The organism is Rhodococcus sp. H-CA8f, assembly GCF_002501585.1.
In the GTDB taxonomy this organism is placed as follows: Bacteria; Actinomycetota; Actinomycetes; order Mycobacteriales; family Mycobacteriaceae; genus Rhodococcus_F; species Rhodococcus_F erythropolis.
Map to the genome: position 1 here is coordinate 1,182,258 of NZ_CP023720.1, position 18,050 is coordinate 1,200,307.

Below are 18,050 nucleotides of genomic sequence, written 5' to 3' on the forward strand. Positions count from 1 at the left end.
TCGGTCGCTGCTGCAGACGGTTCGGTTCATGCATTCGTTCCTCGGCTCGGTACCCTGAAGCCTGTCCGCTGCCGCGAAGGAGAAAGTCACGATGGTGGTACGCAGTACGTCCATGCGTTTCGACGCAACAGAACTGACGATCGAGGAACTCGCGCTTCAGGCCGAAGTGCGGGAGTACCTCGACAAGCGGCTAACCCCGGGCAGCTACCCCCTCGGACTCGGGATGTCCGGGGCTGTGGATCCGGCGTTCTCGCGAGATCTCGGTAGCCGTGGGTGGCTCGGAATGTCACTGCCGAAGGAATACGGCGGGGGCGGACGGTCAGCAGTGGATCGATTGGTCGTCGTCGAAGAACTTCTCGCGCGGGGAGCGCCGGTCGGCTATCACTGGATCGGAGACAGACAGTCGGGTCCGAGCATCGCCGCCAACGGCACGGAAGAACAGAAGCGGTACTTCCTTCCCGGTATCGCGAGCGGTGAGTTCTCGTTCTCGATCGGGATGAGTGAACCCGACTCGGGTTCGGACCTGGCATCGGTACGCACTCGCGCCGAACGTGTTGATGGTGGCTGGAAAGTCAACGGCACCAAGATCTGGACCACCGGTGCCTTCCATGCCACACACATACTCGCTCTGCTTCGAACCTCGGCAGACAAGCACAACGGACTCACTCAGCTGATCGTCGATCGCGACAGCGAGGGCCTGACCGTCTCACCCATTCCGTTCATCGACGGAAGCGAGGACTTCTGCGAGGTGTCGTTCCAGGACGTTTTCGTGCCGGACTCGCGTCGCCTCGGAGACGTCGGAGCGGGCTGGGGACAAAACACCGGTGAACTCGCACTCGAGCGAGGTGGCGTCGACCGCTGGATGTCGCTGATGCCGGTCCTCGAGAACTGGGCAGCCAACCAGGCGGCGCAGGGCGGTCCCTCTGCCCTCGCCGATCTGGGCTCGATTACGGCGCGCTGCTGGGCTTTTCGTGGGATGTCGCTGTCCATTGCACGGATGGTCGACTCCGGTCGCTCGCCGGTCACGGAGGCCGCGCTGAACAAGGAGATGGCAACACGCTTCGAACAGGACTGTGTTGCGACCGTCGCGCGGCACCTCGGCCGGGCTCCAGACCTTGCCTCCGACGATCCGTACGAGTCGCTGCTCGCCCGGGCCGTGCTGGTGGCGCCGTCGTGGTCGATTCGCGGTGGAACCAACGAAATTCTCCGCACCGTGATCGTGAAAGGATTGAACCGATGAATTCGGGGTCAGAGATCAACGCGTACACATTCGACGCCGACCTCGAATCGATGGTAGAACAATTTTTCGCCGAGAAGTCCGGCACCGAGGTGGTAGCGCAGGCGGAGATGGACGGTCTGCCCACCGGATTATGGAGCGCGGCAGTCGAACTGGGGTTGCCACTGGTCGGTCTTCCCGAATCCGTTGGTGGTTCCGGTGGCTCGCTCCTCGACGCCGTGACTGTCCAGCGCGCGGCGGCGAGGCACGCTGCGCCGTTGCCGCTCGCCGAGACGTACCTCGCGGGCAGGCTGGCAGCAGCGGCCGGGCTACCGGTGCCCTCCGGAATCGCAACCGTCGCGCCGGGATCGCAGCGCGACGATGTGCGTCGCACCAACGACGGTTTCCTGTCGGGCACCTTTCACGATGTGCCGTGGGGTAGCGCCGCATCAGTGCTGGCAGCAGTTCTCGGTGATCGCGTTGTACTCCTGAACATCTCCGACGCCGAGATCGGTGGAGGGACGGATCTTGCCGGGCAACCGTGTCAGAGCCTGACGTTCGCAGAAGCGCGGATTGTCGATGGCGACAACTTTGTCGACCCGCGGATTCTCAACAGGCTCGGCGCGTTCTTGCGCTCGGTACAGATGGCAGGAGCCATGGAGTCGGTGTCGACGTTGACCCGTCGCTACGTGTCGGAGCGGGTGCAGTTCGGTAGGCCCATCGCGCAGTTCCAAGCCGTCCAGCAGCATATCGTCACTCTCGCTCAGATGGCATCGATGTCCACGCTGGCTGTCGATCGCACTGCACATGCACTCACCAGAGGCGATGCCGACTTCGAAGTGAGCGCAACCAAATTGGTGGTTTCACAAAATGCGCTCGCGAGCGTGCGCGCCGCCCACCAGGCACACGGTGCGATCGGCATGACCCGCGAATACCGCTTGCAACAACTCACCCGACGACTGCATGCCTGGCGATCGGAGTTCGGCGACGAAATCGCGAGCGCTACGCAACTGGGAGAGGCCGTAGCTGCATCGCCGTCACTGCACCGCTTGATCACTGATCCAGAACCGACATTGCAGCTGTAATCCTGACTGTCGTAGAGGATTACGTTGCGTTGCAACGAAGATCGCGCTTCAGTATCTTGCCTGCTGCCGACAGTGGCAATGCATCGACGAATTGGAAGGTACGCGGAGATTTGTAACCGGCGATCAGCGTTTTCACGTGAGCGCGCAGTTCGTCGGCGTCGGCGTCGAAACCATGCCGAAGGACGACTACGGCATGGACACGCTCGCCCCACTGGGTATCGGGCAGGCCGATCACGGCACAGGACGCGACGGATTCATGTTGTGCCAGAGCGTTTTCGACCTCGGTGGAGTAGACGTTCTCGCCACCGGTGACGATCATGTCCTTGATGCGATCGACGATGAACAGGTAACCGCGGGCGTCGAGGTATCCGGCGTCGCCGGTATGCATCCACCCGTCGCGGAGCACTTCTGCGGTCTCTTTCGGTTTGTTCCAGTATCCGAGCATGACGTGGCTGCCGAACGTGACGATTTCGCCCACCTCGCCGGGTGGGAGTTCCGCGCCGGTCGGGTCGACGATTTTCACCTCGCAGTGCGGCAGTACTCGACCGGCGCTGCGGAGGAGATCACCACCTTCGAGGTGATCAGCCGGGCTCAGCATGCTGATGTGCGCGGTTTCAGTCATCCCGTAGCCCTGCACAAACGAGCTGTTGGGGAACATTTGCATGACTCGTTCGAGAAGCGTCGGTGAAATGGGCGAGGCGCCGTATCTCAGGATCCTGACGCTGGACAAGTCATAGGTGGTCGAGTCTTCGTAGTCGACCAACATCTGAAGCATCGTCGGCACCAGACCCACAGTTGTCGGGCGATGGTGATCAACGGCCTCGAGGAACGTGCGTGGGCTGAAGTTCGGCATGAACACCTGGGTGCCACCCATCAGCGACTGAGCCAACCATCCAACTATCCCGGCGATGTGAAACAGAGGGTTGATCGCGAGGTTCGTTCCGTTGCTGACAGCCACGCTGCCTGCCGCGAGAGTACCAAGCGCCGAGGTCATCAGCGCTTGATGACTGATCATCACGCCCTTCGGCACTCCGGTGGTCCCGCCGGTGTAGAGCAGTAGTGCCAGCGTGTCGCCGCCGACGCGCAGATCGTCGACCGGAGTCGCCTCCGCGATCACCCGTTCATAGTCGAGCATTCCGTCGCGAACCGGGCCGCTGCCGCAGTAGACGACAGTGGTCAGGCCTGGACACGCCTCGCGAAGGGTAGATCCGACGGAAGCAAAGTTCTCGTCCACGAGTAATACCGTCGATCCTGAATCTTCCAGGGCGTACGTGATTTCCGCCGTGCTCCAGCGAGAATTGACCGGACTGGCCACTGCTCCGAACCACCAGCAGGCCAGGAGCGCCTCGTGGTAGTAGTCGGAGTTCGATGCCAAGATTGCGACTCTGTCACCGGTGCGCAGGCCCAAAGTCTGAAACCCTCCGGAGAGTCTGCTCATCCGGTCCACCGATTCCCGGCACGTGCGCAGCCGGCCGTCGAAGATCGTCATCACCGCATCGGGTGATGCTCGCAGGGATCGGTGAACGAATTGAGTCAGCTGCATGCGATTCCTTCTGCGGGTGTGGGCCGAGTGCTCCGACTCGGATCAGTTCCAGCCATGATGCTATTTGCCTGATAATTTCCTTCACTCACCGCCTGAGACCGCGCCTCACCCTCGATGCAGTCTAGGACGATTGTCCAGTTGTCTCTTCCGATTCCGTCCTGCAGCGGCGTGATTTCTGCGAGAGTGTCGAACATGCGTGGAATTCTGGTAGCCGGTGTGAGTGCATTCGCGGCGGTCGTCTCGGTCGTCTCGGCTCCCACGGCCGGTGCCGAGGCGACTGCGGACCGAGCTCGCTCGTTCTCCGAGACCACGTCCGTCGGCGTCCACAATTCCTACGAGAAGGCGACGTTTCCGTACTTCGCCGACGCTTTGGACTCCGGGGCCTCGCTGCTCGAATTGGATCTGTGGACCAACGGCGGTGGTCCGGACTGGCTTGTCTCGCACATGAATCCGGTGGTGAGTGACAGCAACTGCGTCGGTGCGCAGGACGCATCCGGGTTGCGAAGTGGTCAGCGAGATCAGGGACTGCGCGGATGCCTGGCAGATATGCGGGCGTGGCACGAAGCCGACCCCGAGCATCCTCCGGTGATGATCAAGTTGGAACTCAAGGACGGTTTCACCACCGGCTACGGACGCGGACCTGCCGATCTCGACGCCTTGATCCTCGGGACTCTCGGCGACGCGGTCTTCACTCCATCCGATCTGATGGGTGAGTCCTACTCGACCCCGGATGCCGCCGTCACCGACCGTGGATGGCCGACCATGTCCGAGATGAGCGGCAAATTTCTGTTCGAGCTGATTCCGGGAACGATCGAGGAGGGAAACCCGCTCGACACGGAGTGGACCGACCGGCAGTACGCGACGCACTTGCGAGATCTGTCCGCTGCCGGACTCGTCCAACTCGGCGCCGCCTTTCCCGCTGTTCACCGGGCGTCACCGGGAGACCCACGAATCGACCGTTACGCCGACCCGGGCATCCGCCCGTGGTTCGTGATCTTCGACGGCGACGCCCTCGATTACACCTCGGGCGTTGTGGATCCGCAGTGGTACCACGATCGTGGCTACCTGCTCGTCATGACCGACGCGCACAAGGTCGCTCCACAGATCGACGGTGCGCATGCCACCGAGGTGGAGGCGAGCGAGCGTCTCGACCGGTTGGCGGGTGATCACGCAAGTTACATCACCGCGGACTGGTCGAGGTTGCCGAACGTACTGTCCACCGTGGTGCCGCGTCGGTGATCTAGAGGGCGGCAATTCTCAGGAACAGGGTGCAGGATGGGTTCATGCGCACTGTCACGTGGAATCCCGAAGTCTACGGCCGCTATTCGGGTGAGCGGTCACGCCCGTTCGTGGACCTGGTGTCACGGGTGGCGACCGAAGACCCGACGCGGGTAGCCGACCTCGGCTGCGGATCAGGTAGCTTGACCGCGATGCTGGGGGAACGATGGCCGGACGCCTCGGTATCCGGATTCGACTCGTCTCCCGAAATGGTGGCGCAGGCCCCGACAGACCTACCGGGAAACGTCACCGTCGAGTTGGGGGACATCATGTCCTTCGATGCCACGGGTTACGACGTGGTCGTCAGTAACGCTGCATTGCAGTGGGTTCCGAGCCACCGCGAGCTGATCGACCAGTGGGCGGACACCCTGGCATCCGGGTCGTGGCTGGCGTGGCAGGTTCCAGGAAACTTCGATGCACCGTCACATGCGCTCATGCGAAGCCTCGCGGAGTCCGCGGAATGGAGCGAGCGACTGGGTGGCGTCCTACGCGGCCCGGAAGGCGTCGACAGTCCGGTTGCGTACGCGCAGCGTCTGCAGGAGCACGGATTCGACGTCGACGCCTGGGAGACGACGTACGTACATGTGCTGGCCGGTGCTGATCCGGTGCTCGGATGGGTTCGGGGGACTGGACTTCGGCCGGTGCTGGACGTTCTCGGCGAGGCCGACGCTCCGGAGTTCGAGCGCCAGTATTCGGATCTGCTGCGGGAGGCGTATCCCGCAACAGCCGCCGGAACGCTGTTTCCGTTCCGGCGGGTGTTCTGCGTGGGACGCAAGCGGTAACTACTCGGCTGTGCTGCGGTCCGCCGATCACTCAGCGGTGACAAAGCCTTCCGAGACCAGCCAGTCGCGAGCCACGTCCGCCGGCTCCTTGCCATCGACGTCGACCTGCCGGTTTAGCTCGGTCATCACCTCGTTGGTCAGTTTCTCCGAGATCGGCGCCATGACTTCGGCAACCTCCGGATGTGCTTCCGCGAAGTCCTTTTTCATGACCAATGCCGGATTGTATTTCGGGAAGAACTGCAGATCGTCTTCGAGCAGAACGAGATCGAGTGCGATGATGCGACCGTCGGTGGTGAACACCTCGCCGAACTTGCACTGATCGCTGTCGGCTGTCGCCTGGTAGATGATGCCGGTCTGCAGGATCTGGCGCTGGGCACGCGAGGCGTCGAAACCGTATTTCGCTGCCAGGCCGGGGTATCCGTCCTGGCGGACGTTGAACTCGGTCTCGACGCACGTCACCGCGGCGCCGGGATCGGATTCGACCAACTTCGCGTAGTCGGAAACCGTCTTGACGCCGGTCTTCTCAGCGGTCTCCTTGCTCATCGCCAATGCATACGTATTGTTCATCGGCGCCGGATCGGTCCACACCATGTCGTTCGCAGCAAGGTCCGCATCACGGACGGCCTCGAACTGCGCCTGCGAATCGGGAAGAGGAGTCTCGTTGCCGAGGTAGTTGATCCAGCCGGTCCCGGTGTACTCGTACGCAAGGTCGATCTGCCCGTTCAACTGTGCGTCACGGGTGCTGTTCGAGCCCTGGATGTTCGTGAGATCTCGAACATCTGCGCCCGCAGCGGCCATCGCGAATTCGATGACGTATCCGAGCACGATCTGCTCGGTGAAGTCCTTGGAGCCGACGGTCATCTTCACACCCTCGAGCTCGGGAACCGGCTCGATGCTGCCGGGGCCGACAGCCAGGGGCAGTGCGCCACCGGACTCGAGGCCACACGAAGCGACAAGTGTGAGGCCGATCGTGGCAACCGCGACTTTCCAGCCCCACGTTCTGGTGATCGAAGTCTTGGTCATCGTAATCCCTTGGGCCCGAGATAAGTTTCGGCGAGCGCGCCGAGCCAGTCGATCAGCAAGGCCAACGACACCGCCAGTACGGCACCGACCACGAGGGTGACGTTGTCGCGGAGCTTGTATCCGGTGTCGATCAGAATGCCGAGTCCGCCGGCACTGACCAGGAAGCACAGCGTCGCGGTGCCGACTGCCAGAACGAGCGAAGTGCGCAGTCCTGCAAGGATGTACGGGACGGCCATCGGGAATTCGAGTTGACGCAGGACCGTGAGCGAAGACATTCCCTGCCCGCGCCCGGCATCGATCAAGGTCTTGTCCACTTGCTGGTAGCCGAGGATGGTGTTGCGCAGCACCGGGAGCAGCGAATAGAACGCGATGGGAAATACGCCGATCCAGAAGCCCGTCGTTCTTGTTGCGAGATAGAACAGCACGAGCAGGCCGATGGCAGGCGCCGCGGCTCCGATGTTGGCTATCCCCACGAAGAACGGTGCCAGCCGGGTGAATTTCGGCCTGGTCAGCAGAGTTCCGAGTGGAACTGCGATGGCGACGACGATGATGACCACGGCGGCCGTGATCAGTACGTGCTGCCAGGTCAGTGTGACGATGTTGTCGAGATTGATACTCGCCTTCTGCGTCGCGTTGAGATCTCGGCTGAATGCCCAGATCAACACGCCCGCAACCAGGATCAGGACGATGACCGGTTGCACATACAGTCGCATCCGTTCCGCACGGCGCGTGGCGGCGTTCTCGGCCGCACCCAGATCGGGGGCGTCCGGTTCCATCTCAGGCGCGGAGACGCGCTCCTCTGTCGTGGCAGTCATGTTCAACCCTCGACGTTCTCGGTGTCTGGCTCTTCGTCGTGGTCGTGCGCATGCTCCTCGCGCATCTCGGAGAGATGGCTGACCAGTGTGTCGATGGTGATGAGACCGACATACTCGCCGCGCCGTCCGGTGACCACTGTGGACGCATTGCTTTCAGCGAGAAGAGCTTCCAAGGCATCCTGCAGGGTGGACTGGATGGACACGGCTTCGCCGATCTCGTTACCGACACCTCGAAGCGTCGACGCATGGGCGAGGTGGCCGGGCGAGACCCAGCGAAGCGGCCGTCCACGCTGATCGAGAATCAAGGCCCACTTCCACTTACGCGCTGCGAGTGCGGTTCTCAAATCATCGACCGAATCGGTTTCGCGGGCGGTGAGGCACTGCTTGAGTTTGATCTGGCGCACGCGTGTCAGGGTCAGCTGCTTGAGCGAGGCGTCCGCCCCGACAAATCCCGCGACCATGTCGTTTGCGGGATTGGCGAGAATCGCTTCCGGAGTGTCGTACTGCATGATGCTGGACTGATTGCCCAGCACGGCAATACGGTCACCGAGTTTGACTGCCTCGTTGAAATCGTGGGTGACGAAGACGATGGTCTTACCCAACTCCGACTGCAGGCGCATCAGTTCGTCCTGCAGCAGGCCGCGGGTGATCGGGTCGACGGCACCGAAAGGCTCGTCCATCAACAAGACAGGTGGATCGGCAGCCAGCGCCCGCGCAACGCCCACACGCTGTTGCTGGCCACCGGACAACTGGCGAGGGTAGCGGTCGCGATAGGTATCGGGATCGAGGCCGACGAGGTCGAGCATCTCGTCGGTGCGAGCTGCGATACGTTTCTTGTCCCAACCGATGAGGCCGGGCACCGTCGCGACGTTCTTCGCAATGGTGAAGTGCGGGAACAATCCTGCCTGCTGGATCGAGTAGCCGATGCCGCGGCGAAGCTTGTCCGGGTCGATGGACAGCGCGTCCTTGCCGTCGATGGTGATCTTGCCCGAGGTGGGTTCGATCAGACGGTTGATCATGCGCATCGTCGTCGTCTTGCCGCAACCCGAAGGTCCGACGAAGACCACGATCTCACCGGCCGGAACAGTCAGTGAAACATTGTCCACCGCTGCAGCTTTCTGGCCCGGGTAACGCTTGGTGACGGATTCGAGAACAATCTCGACCCCGGATACCTTCTGATCTGCAGATACGTCAGACGGAATGGTTTCAGTCATTGCAGCCCCTTCGAAGTAGTGAGACGACCGATGACGACGTAGATTCCGTCGAGAATCAGAGCCAGAATGACGATCAGTACGGTGCCGACCAGCGCTTGAGGAACAGCGTTCGGGCTACCGACACGCGAGAGTCCGGAGAAGATCAGGTTTCCCAGACCAGGACCCTTGGCGTACGCCGCGATGGCGAGGATGCCCATGAGCATCTGTGTGCTGACCCGCATGCCGGTGAGGATCGACGGCCACGCGATCGGCAGCTCGATTCGACTCAGAACATGCATGCGATTCATTCCGACACCGCGGGCTGCGTCCGTGATCGCCGGGTTGACCGCATCCAGACCGATGATCGTGTTCCGAATGATCGGGAGCAGGGCATACAAGATCAACGCGGTGATCGTAGGAGCGACGCCGAGACCGAGAATCGGAATGAGCAGTCCGAGGAGGGCGAATGAAGGAACCGTCAGGATCGTGCTGGCCAACGCCGTAGCGATGGAGGATCCCGCCGGGCTCCGGTAGACGAGAATGCCGATGATCACGGCGGCAATCGTCGCGATGATCACGGACTGGATAACTGCTGAAACATGTAGGTACGAGTCGGTCATCAATTGTTGTCGTCGTGCAACGACAAAATCCCATAGGGCGCCCATATTTCCGAACCCACTTTCTTCGGACTTCTGCTCGCTCGAACGTCTTCCCTCGACACCGACCGGCGCACAAGGGCTTTCCCCGCAGCCTCCGTAGGCCGAGGGGTTTCCCTCGACTGTCGTCCAAAAACTGAGATACTGCAACTAATTCCGATTGCAGCGTGTCGGATGTTGTTCTGGACGTGAGATTTTGCGGGACGCGGGTAGGTACCCACTGCGTGCGGAGTTGAAACGTGCTGGAGACAGCAAACGCTCGAGACATCAAACGCTCGAGACAGCAATGCGGGAGGGCTCCGGAGAACCCTCCCGCATTGTGGGAACTGTACGAATCGGCCTCAGGCCCAGCTGAGCGCATCCTCATTGGACAGCCGCGGCAGACGGTCGAACCACGGGTTCTCGCCGGGATGGCCGATGTTGACCACCAGGGTGGTCTTGAAGCGTCCGTCCGCGAAGAACTCGCCGTCGATGCCGTCGGCGTCGAAGCCGGCCATCGGGCCGGCGACCAGGCCCTGGGCCCGAATCGCGAGGATCACGTAACCAGCTTGCAGTGCGGCGTTGAACTTGCTGCTCGATGTGGCGGCAGCGTCGTCGGACTCGAAGTAGTCCTTCATCTCCGGACGGATGGGGAACAGTGCCGGAATGTGCTCGTAGAACTTGGTGTCAACGGCAAGAACCGCGACAGCAGGCGCCGATGCGGTCTTGGCCTTGTTGCCGTCGGACATGTGCTCGACGAGGCGCGCTTTGCCCTCCTCCGTACGCACGAACAGCACGCGCAGTGGATTGGTGTTGGCCGCGGTCGGTGCCCACTTCGCGAGCTCCCAGATCGCAGTCAGTTCGTCGTCGGTGACCGGTTCGTTGGAGAAGGAGTTTGCCGTGCGGGCTGCTGTGAAGAGCAGTTCACGGCCGGCTGCGTCGAGCTGATGTGCGGTAAATGGGGTGGCTGCGTCGAGTGACATCGGTGGTTCCGTTTCCGTTGTAGCTCATCCGAGCGTTACCCGGTAAAGCTAGTTGCTAGTAAAAAGAAAGTACTTGGATACGGTAGCACCAGTCGTAGGGTTCAGCGCGGGGGAGTGACGAGTCAGACCGTCTGGGTGGCGAGAATCCTCACCGCCAGATCCTCGATCGCGCACTGTCGTGATTCGAGGCGGACGCGCGTGAGGTCGTTGATCATGCTGATGGTTGCCAACACCGTCGCCCGCGCATCCGCAGTTTCGTTGCCGAGCAGGTGTACCCACTCGTCGATGTACTCGCGTTGTGCAATGTGCGTCGAGGCCTGCGCTTCTTCGGGCAAGTTCGCTGTTTCTTCGATGAGAATGGCAATCGCGCTGTCGGGTGAGATCACCGAGTTGGTGTACGAATGTACGACGCGGGCAATCGCGTCTTCCCGTGAGTCTGCGTTCCTCAAAGCCTGGACCAGGCCGAGCCGGAGTGTTTCGTTCCCGCGGGCCAGAATTGCTTGCAGCACTTCGGCTTTACTTCCGAAATGGGTGTAGATGCTCGAACTCGGAACACCGGCGGCGCTGCCGATGTCGTCCATTGTCACGGATCGGTAGCCGCGTTGATCGAACAGCGTGATTGCGGCGCCCATCAAACTTTCGCGACGCGAAGTGTGGCTGAAGTTCGAAGTCGGCTGGGGCTGTGCCGCCGGCTCCTCGGGAAGGACCGGAGCGGTACGAACGACATCGAACAACCTGGCCAACAAAGCCTCGAAGCGCTTCCGAGGAAGCGTCGTGCGGTGTCGAGCGGGGCTGAACGCGATACTGGTGAGTGCCCACCCCAGAACGACGGAATCGGGAACCGACAGGTCGGGACGCTCGTGTCGAAGGGCGGCTGCGACCCGGCTCGTGACTTCCCGAACTCCGGCACGCGCCTCCGTTCTGCGCTCGGGGGTCAGGTTACGGGCCTCCTGATCGAAGAGAAGACTACGGAAGTTGTTGTCGAGTCCGTAACGAACCAGTGCCGTGAAGACCACCTTGGAATCGGTTCGATCGACCTCGTCGAGGATCGCGAGGATCGAAGACGAGCCGTCGAGCATTGCCTGCGCGAGGAGTTCCTGCTTGTTCGGGAAGTGGCGGTACAGCGCGCCTGCGGTGATGCCCACCGCAGACGCGATGCCTTCCATGCTGACGTTGTGGTACCCCGAGCGGCCGAACTGTTCACGAGCCACGGTGATGATCTGCGCCTTGCGGTTGCGTGGGCGCAACGTCTTCTTCGGGGTCGTTTTCGGCGCGGCCGGCCGGTCCGGCGAGGCCGCAGGTGTGCCGTCCGATGTATCGATCGTCATGGGGCCCTCGAGGTCGGTGGCGTGGTCAGGTGATGGTGCTGGTTGCCAAGTCGGAGAACTGCCTGCGGAGTTCTCTCTTGAGTATCTTGCCAGCCGGGGACACGGGCATTTGCTCGACGATGGTGATACTTCGCGGAGACTTGTAGCCGGCAATCAGCGTCTTCGAGTGTGCGCGGACTTCTTCGCACGTCAAAGACACCCCGGGACGCACGACCAGGACCGCGTGGACTCGTTCGCCGTACTGATCGTCGGGTACGCCGATCACAGCGCAGCTGATTACGTCCGGATGTGTGGCCAGTGCGTTTTCGACCTCCGTCGAATAGACGTTCTCACCACCCGAGATGATCATGTCCTTGAGCCGATCCACGACGAAGAGATACCCGGCTTCGTCCATGTAGCCTCCGTCGCCGGTGTACAGCCAACCGTCGCGCAATGCCGATCGTGTTTCTTCCGGCCGATTCCAGTAGCCGCACATGATGTTGCCGCCGCGGGCGATGATTTCGCCGACCTCACCGCGAGGAAGCTCGTTGCCGTTCTCGTCGACCACCTGAATCTCGACGTGTCCCATCGGCCGACCGGCAGATTTCAGGCGGGTCGCGTCGACGTGATCTTCTGCGCTCAGGCTGGTGAGTCCGGGTCCGGCCTCGGTCATGCCGTACCCCTGCATGAAGGCTGCCTGCGGAAAAGCCTGTTGCGCTTGCCGAAGCAAGGTTTCGGAGATCGGGGAAGCACCGTACTGCACGGCCAGGATGCTGGACAGGTCCCGGTTCGTCCGGTCCGGATGACGAATCAGCATTTGAATCATCGTGGGTACCAACAGCATCGACGTAACTTTGTGCTGCTCGATCAAGCGCAGTGCGGTGGCCGGTTCGAAACTTGGCTGAATCACCAACGTCGCCCCGACAGTGTTACGGCCGATCCAATTTGCCAGCGACGCAAGATGAAACATCGGGGCGGTGATCAGAGCCAGGCCGTCGGTACCAGGCGTTCTGTTACTGGCCACTGCGCCGAGGCTCGACGTCACGAGGTTGGCGTGGGTGAGCATGACCCCCTTGGGGTGACCGCTGGTTCCGCCGGTATAGAAGATTCCGGCCAGGGTGTCACCGCCGAGTCGCAGGTCCGGTGTGGGTTCGCTCGAGGCGATCAGATTCTCGTAGTCGAGAGCGCCGGCCGGCGTCGGCAGTTCGCCGGCATGTATCACTACGGCGAGCTGTGGGAACAACACCCGTACCTCGTCGAGTAGCGGCAGAAAGGTGTCGTCGACGACCAGCACTCGTGTATCGGAATCGTCCAGCGCAAAAGCGATCTCGGCAGCGCTCCATCTGGTGTTGAGCGGATTGACCGCGCCTCCCATCCACCAGGTGGCAAAGAAGTACTCGTGATAGCGGTCGGAGTTGAGCGACAGTATCGCGACGCGATCGCCTACCTGCACACCGAGGTCACGGAAAGCGCCCGCAAGACGGGTTACTCTCCCGCCGACCTCGGCGCAGGTGCGGAAACGGTCCCCACACACGGTCATGGGCTGGTCAGGGCGTTGCTGCATTGATCGTTGCAGAGACTGAGTCAAGTACATGGGGACCGCTCCTTTCGGGAAACGTGAGGTCAGCGACTGCCGCCGTCGCACACCAGGCATTGGCCGCTGACGTAGTCGGTTTCGGGCAGGCAGAGCGCAAATACCGCGCCGGCCGCTTCGTCCGGACGTCCGGCGCGGCCCAGTGGGATGGTCCGCTCGGCTGCCGCCAGGAGCTGCGGGTTGACGCCGACTTTGATCTCGCGACCCTCGACGTCGATGGTCGAGTTACCGTCCGCCGACGCTTCCGTCAGGCGGGTGTTGATCAGACCGTATGCAACGGCATTGACGTTGACCTTGTAACGACCCCACTCACGCGCAAGGGTCTTGCTCAAGCCGATGATGCCGGCCTTGGCGGCTGCGTAGTTGGACTGTCCGGCATTGCCCACCACTCCGGCATTGGAGGAGATGTTGACAACCTTGCGGTGGTAGTCGGTGGGATTGGCCTTGATGTAGGGCTGAGCGGCGCGCAGGATCTGGAACGGTGCCTTCAGATGCAGATCGAGAATCGTGTCCCACTGCTCGTCGGTCATCTTCTGGATGACGTTGTCCCAGGTGAACCCGGCATTGTTGACGATGATGTCGAGGCCGCCGAAGGTATCGATTGCGGTGTTGACGAATCGATCCGCAAAACCTTCTTCGGTGACCGAACCGACGCACGCCACTGCCTTGCCACCGGCCGCGATGATCTCCTCGACCGTCTCCTTGGCCGGGCCCGGATCAAGATCGTTGACTACGACGCTCGCGCCTTCCGCGGCGAACTTCATGGCGATGGCGCGGCCGATACCGCGGCCGGATCCGGTGACGAGTGCTGTCCTGTTGTCGAGCTTGCCCATGTCGGGGTTCCTTTCGGTAGAGAGAGTTTTCAAGCGGCTACGACGGCGTCGCCGCGCAGGGTGACGGTGCCGTCGGAGAGAGTGACGGCAATATCGAGATGGGCCAGGCCGTCCTCGACCTTGGTGACGGTCCCGGTGCACGTCGGCTTGGCGTGCAGCGGTGTGATGGAGGCAAAGCGAACACTGTAGGTGCGGATGCGTTCCTGCGGAACGTAATTGGTCAGCAATCGACCGAGGTAGGCCATCGAGAGCATGCCGTGTGCGAACACGTCGTCCATTCCGCCGGAACGAGCGACGTCGAGATCGATGTGCATCGGGTTGTGGTCACCCGAAGCGCCGGCGTAGAGCGCGAGAGTGGTGCGGCTGATCTCGGGCAATTCCAGGGAGGGAAGAACGTCTCCTGTTTTCATTTCTGCGCCTTAGGGTTTCGAACGACCAGGGTGTTGGTGAGGCGGGCGATCAACTCGCCGTCGCGGGTGACCTCGGCGGTCCGGACAAGGAAGTCCAAGGCGCCGTTCTTCTTCGAGTACACGTCCGTGACCTTGCCGTTGTAGGCAAGTGTGTCGCCGGCATAGGCGAGTGCGTGATATTCGAAGGACTGCTCGCCGTGCAGGACGTACCTCATGTCGATTTTCAGCGATCGGACCAGGGCAAACGGGTCCGGTTTTTCCATGTCGAGGCAGAACAGGAATGTCGGCGGTACCACCAGGTCACGATGCCCCGCAGCCTTGGCGGCCTCGACGTCTCCGTAGATCGGGTTGGTCTCACCGATGGCCTGGGCGAAGAAGCGCAGGCGTCCGCGCTCGACCAGTGCCTCGTGGCCCGGGATGATCGTTCCGACGACGGACGGATCGAGCGCCATGTCAGCCCACCTTCTTGAAGATGCTGACCACGCACGCACCGCCGAGTCCGAGGTTGTGCTGCAGTCCGATTCGTGCTCCTTCGACCTGCCGCTTGCCGGCCTGACCGCGCAGTTGCCAGACCAGTTCGGCGCACTGGGCAAGACCGGTGGCGCCGAGGGGGTGGCCCTTTGACAGCAGGCCTCCCGACGGGTTGGTGACTACTCGTCCGCCGTAGGTGTTGTCGCCGTCCAGGATGAACTTCTCGGCAGTACCTTCGGGCGTGAGGCCAAGACCTTCGTACGTGATGAGTTCGTTGGCGGAGAAGCAGTCGTGCAGTTCCACGACCTGAACGTCCTCAGGTCCGATGCCTGCGGCTTCGTAAACCTGCGCAGCTGCGGCAGCCGTCATGTCGTAGCCGACGACCTTCATCATGTCGCGGTCCTCGAAAGTGCTTGGTGTATCGGTGGTCAGGGCCTGTGCCTCGATCACTACGTCAGCCGCCAGCCCGTGCTTGCGGGCGAACTCTTCGCTGCAGACGACAGCGGCAGCGGCGCCACAGGTGGGTGGGCAGCACTGGTAACGAGTGAGCGGGCCGAAGATGTGCGGTGACTCCAGCACCTGCTCTTCGGTGAGAAGATCACGGAAGACCGCGTTGGGATTGTTGGCCGCGTGCTTACGGGCCTTGACCGAGATCTTTGCGAAGGTCTCGGGCTTGGTGCCGTACTTCTCCATGTGCGAAAGTCCTGCGCCACCGAACATCTGGGCTGCGCGCGGTGCGTCGTGGACGCCTTGGATCTCGGTCATCAGATCGTCGAAACGGTACATCGGGGCAGGGCGGTCGTCCCAAACTCGCTTGAGCGCACCGGGTTTCATCTGCTCGAAGCCGACAGCCAATGCGCATTCGACGGCGCCACTCGCGACGGCTTGGCGTGCGAGGAAAAGGGCCGACGAGCCTGTGGCGCAGTTGTTGTTGACGTTGATGACCGGGATTCCGGTGAGCCCGAGACCGTAGACGGCGGCCTGTCCGGCAGTGGAATCGCCGTAAACGTAGCCGGCATAGGCCTGCTGGACCAGCGAGTAGTCGATACCGGCGTCGTCGAGGGCGGCACGGGCGGCCGTCTCTCCCATGACGTTGTAGTTCTCACTCTTGCCCGGCTTGGTGAACGGGATCATTCCCACTCCGGCAACATGGACTTTTCTGGTCACGATTGTCTCCTAAATGATCGGATGAAGATTTACTTAACACCACGATTCGAGTTTTGTCTACTGGGTCACAATGCGTATTTACGAGGTACTTTCGTCGCGATATCCGGCAGATTTTCGACGAAGGTGGACAATTTCACGAGGCTATTGCGTCGGAGTGTCGATTGATGATTTACTTTCTGGGCGGCAAGGTGGCGTGCGTCACAGAGTAGGTGCCCGGCGGTTGAATCGACCACGAATCGACCACATCGGGTTCGCACCGGACCGGTCTCCGAGTCCCGCATCCAGTACTTCGGTGCTGAGATCAGTTCACCCAGCTTCTGTTTCGCATTGCGCTCACTCCGTGGCGCAGTTGTCGCACTTGTCTGAGAGGATCGATGAGAATGACGTTGAGCAAGCCGGCTCTTCCCACCGCCGCACCACCGCGAGAAGTAGGGGAATCCCGAGTGCGGGCATGGGGGCTCACCGGAGTTCTCGTTCTCCTTGTCGTCGTCAACTGGGCTGACAAGGCAGTCTTCGGCCTGGTTGCACAGCCGCTGGCCAAGGAATTCGGGCTGACCTCTGCACAGATCGGACTGGTCGGCAGTGCATTCTTCCTGGCCTTCACCGTCGGTGGCTTCTTTGCCGGGGTACTGCACAAGTGGATGTCGCTGCGGTGGTTGCTGGTTCTGCTCTCACTGGGGTGGGCAGCGTCGATGATCCCGCTCGTCGTGGTTGCCGGTTTCGGCATGCTTCTGTTCACGCGCATGATGCTCGGATTCTTCGAGGGACCAGCGGGTGCGCTGGTTCACACGGGTGTCTACTCGTGGCATCCTGCGGAAAAGCGTGGTCTGCCAGGAGCTTTCCTGGCTTCCGGTGCCTCTATCGCGAAGATTGCGATCGCGCCGCTGATGGCCTTGGCTGTAGCCAGTTGGGGGTGGCGAGCAACGTTCATCATCCTTGCCGGGGTCGGCGTGGTCTGGTGCGTCCTGTGGTTGTTCACCTGGAAAGAGGGGCCGTACATGCAGCGGCCGGTCAGGAAGTCCGAGCGGGAGACCACAACGGCCACAGACTCGGTGGTTGTCGCCAAGGTGCCGCTGACGAAGATCTTCTTCACGCCGACATTCCTCGGTGCGCTTGCCGCGGTGTTCACCATGTACGCTCTCATCACGGTGGTGCTCACGTGGCTGCCGTCGTACTTCGAAGTGGGACTTGGATACTCGCGGGTTCAGGCGGGAACCATGTTCGGCATTCCCAGCATCGCGGGACTGTTCTTCATGTTCCTGTGCACGTCGATCAGTGACAGGCTGATGGCGCGGGGTGCCAGCTCTCGGATCCTGCGCGGTATCGTTCCCGGAATTGCCCTGCTGATCTGTGGGCTTGCCCTCGTCAGCATGCCGTTCATCAAGACTCCGATCGTTGCGGTGCTCGTGGTATCAGTGGGTTACGGCATCGGGACGGTCATCATTCCGCAGTTCAACGCAGCGATCTCCGAAATCTGCCCGCCGCAGCAGATGGCCTCGGTACTGGGTGTTTTCATGGCTCTGATGGCCACCGGCGGTCTGATCGCTCCCTACCTCACCGGCGTCATCGTCGACAGCGCCGCAACCCCGGCCGAGGGATACGCCACCGCATTCCAGATCTTCGGAATCGCGACTGTCATCGGTGCCGTCATCGCGCTCTGCGCCGTCAACGCCACCCGCGATCGGGTGCGAATCCTCGGCTGAGCACTACTCACT

At 61.8% G+C, this 18,050-nt stretch carries 17 protein-coding genes; 5 read left to right on the plus strand and 12 right to left on the minus strand.

The features are described 5' to 3' along the window. The first annotated feature begins 91 nt into the window (after nucleotides 1-91). A complete protein-coding gene (locus CPI83_RS05670) occupies nucleotides 92-1,240 on the plus strand; it encodes an acyl-CoA dehydrogenase family protein (RefSeq protein ID WP_232816869.1) in 1,149 nt (382 codons plus the stop codon). Beyond that, complete coding sequence (locus tag CPI83_RS05675; protein ID WP_097386930.1) at nucleotides 1,237-2,301, plus strand: acyl-CoA dehydrogenase; 1,065 nt, start codon at nucleotides 1,237-1,239, stop codon at nucleotides 2,299-2,301. Before CPI83_RS05670 ends, CPI83_RS05675 begins: the two co-directional genes overlap by 4 nt. Before the next feature lie 19 nt (nucleotides 2,302-2,320). Here the strand turns inward: CPI83_RS05675 and CPI83_RS05680 are convergent, their stop codons facing one another. After that, the gene (locus tag CPI83_RS05680; RefSeq protein WP_080909560.1) at nucleotides 2,321-3,844 is read right to left on the minus strand and encodes a long-chain fatty acid--CoA ligase; all 1,524 of its coding nucleotides are present in this window, start codon (nucleotides 3,842-3,844) and stop codon (nucleotides 2,321-2,323) included. Nucleotides 3,845-4,036: 192 nt separating this feature from the next. On the opposite strand from CPI83_RS05680, the gene CPI83_RS05685 reads away from it, so the two are divergent. Then, the gene (locus CPI83_RS05685) at nucleotides 4,037-5,083 is read left to right on the plus strand and encodes a phosphatidylinositol-specific phospholipase C domain-containing protein (protein WP_198586336.1); all 1,047 of its coding nucleotides are present in this window, start codon (nucleotides 4,037-4,039) and stop codon (nucleotides 5,081-5,083) included. Between the two features lie 44 nt (nucleotides 5,084-5,127). Then, nucleotides 5,128-5,904: a trans-aconitate 2-methyltransferase gene (locus CPI83_RS05690; RefSeq protein WP_020908998.1), complete on the plus strand. Its 777-nt coding sequence runs from the start codon at nucleotides 5,128-5,130 to the stop codon at nucleotides 5,902-5,904. Between the two features lie 27 nt (nucleotides 5,905-5,931). Here the strand turns inward: CPI83_RS05690 and CPI83_RS05695 are convergent, their stop codons facing one another. The 11 genes from CPI83_RS05695 to CPI83_RS05745 form a co-directional block, all read right to left on the minus strand. Next, a complete protein-coding gene (locus CPI83_RS05695) occupies nucleotides 5,932-6,927 on the minus strand; it encodes a glycine betaine ABC transporter substrate-binding protein (protein WP_019745161.1) in 996 nt (331 codons plus the stop codon). Further along, the gene (locus CPI83_RS05700; RefSeq protein WP_007731455.1) at nucleotides 6,924-7,703 is read right to left on the minus strand and encodes an ABC transporter permease; all 780 of its coding nucleotides are present in this window, start codon (nucleotides 7,701-7,703) and stop codon (nucleotides 6,924-6,926) included. Before CPI83_RS05700 ends, CPI83_RS05695 begins: the two co-directional genes overlap by 4 nt. A 41-nt stretch (nucleotides 7,704-7,744) precedes the next feature. Further along, nucleotides 7,745-8,956, minus strand: coding sequence for an ATP-binding cassette domain-containing protein (locus CPI83_RS05705; protein ID WP_020908997.1), 1,212 nt, complete (start codon nucleotides 8,954-8,956; stop codon nucleotides 7,745-7,747). Next, nucleotides 8,953-9,600 carry an ABC transporter permease subunit gene (locus CPI83_RS05710; protein ID WP_019745160.1) on the minus strand — a complete coding sequence of 216 codons (648 nt, stop codon included), beginning with the start codon at nucleotides 9,598-9,600 and terminating at the stop codon, nucleotides 8,953-8,955. The genes CPI83_RS05705 and CPI83_RS05710 overlap by 4 nt, the downstream gene beginning before the upstream one ends. Before the next feature lie 332 nt (nucleotides 9,601-9,932). Beyond that, on the minus strand, nucleotides 9,933-10,553 hold the full coding sequence (locus tag CPI83_RS05715; RefSeq protein WP_046379221.1) for a malonic semialdehyde reductase: 621 nt from the start codon (nucleotides 10,551-10,553) through the stop codon (nucleotides 9,933-9,935). Between the two features lie 122 nt (nucleotides 10,554-10,675). Continuing rightward, a complete protein-coding gene (locus CPI83_RS05720; protein ID WP_070795732.1) occupies nucleotides 10,676-11,881 on the minus strand; it encodes a TetR/AcrR family transcriptional regulator in 1,206 nt (401 codons plus the stop codon). 25 nt (nucleotides 11,882-11,906) lie between these two features. Beyond that, nucleotides 11,907-13,454 carry a long-chain-fatty-acid--CoA ligase gene (locus CPI83_RS05725; protein WP_080909558.1) on the minus strand — a complete coding sequence of 516 codons (1,548 nt, stop codon included), beginning with the start codon at nucleotides 13,452-13,454 and terminating at the stop codon, nucleotides 11,907-11,909. 29 nt (nucleotides 13,455-13,483) lie between these two features. Further along, nucleotides 13,484-14,287 (minus strand): SDR family oxidoreductase, encoded by an 804-nt coding sequence (locus CPI83_RS05730; RefSeq protein ID WP_020908993.1) that lies wholly within the window; start codon nucleotides 14,285-14,287, stop codon nucleotides 13,484-13,486. Nucleotides 14,288-14,316: 29 nt separating this feature from the next. Next, nucleotides 14,317-14,697, minus strand: coding sequence for a MaoC/PaaZ C-terminal domain-containing protein (locus CPI83_RS05735; protein ID WP_020908992.1), 381 nt, complete (start codon nucleotides 14,695-14,697; stop codon nucleotides 14,317-14,319). After that, nucleotides 14,694-15,149 carry a MaoC family dehydratase N-terminal domain-containing protein gene (locus tag CPI83_RS05740; RefSeq protein ID WP_020970674.1) on the minus strand — a complete coding sequence of 152 codons (456 nt, stop codon included), beginning with the start codon at nucleotides 15,147-15,149 and terminating at the stop codon, nucleotides 14,694-14,696. The genes CPI83_RS05735 and CPI83_RS05740 overlap by 4 nt, the downstream gene beginning before the upstream one ends. 1 nt (nucleotide 15,150) lies before the next feature. Next, on the minus strand, nucleotides 15,151-16,335 hold the full coding sequence (locus tag CPI83_RS05745) for a lipid-transfer protein (RefSeq protein WP_020970673.1): 1,185 nt from the start codon (nucleotides 16,333-16,335) through the stop codon (nucleotides 15,151-15,153). Between the two features lie 380 nt (nucleotides 16,336-16,715). Here CPI83_RS05745 and CPI83_RS05750 point away from each other — a divergent pair, with 380 nt between their 5' ends. Then, a complete protein-coding gene (locus CPI83_RS05750) occupies nucleotides 16,716-18,038 on the plus strand; it encodes an MFS transporter (RefSeq protein WP_047889639.1) in 1,323 nt (440 codons plus the stop codon). The last annotated feature ends 12 nt before the right edge of the window (nucleotides 18,039-18,050 follow it).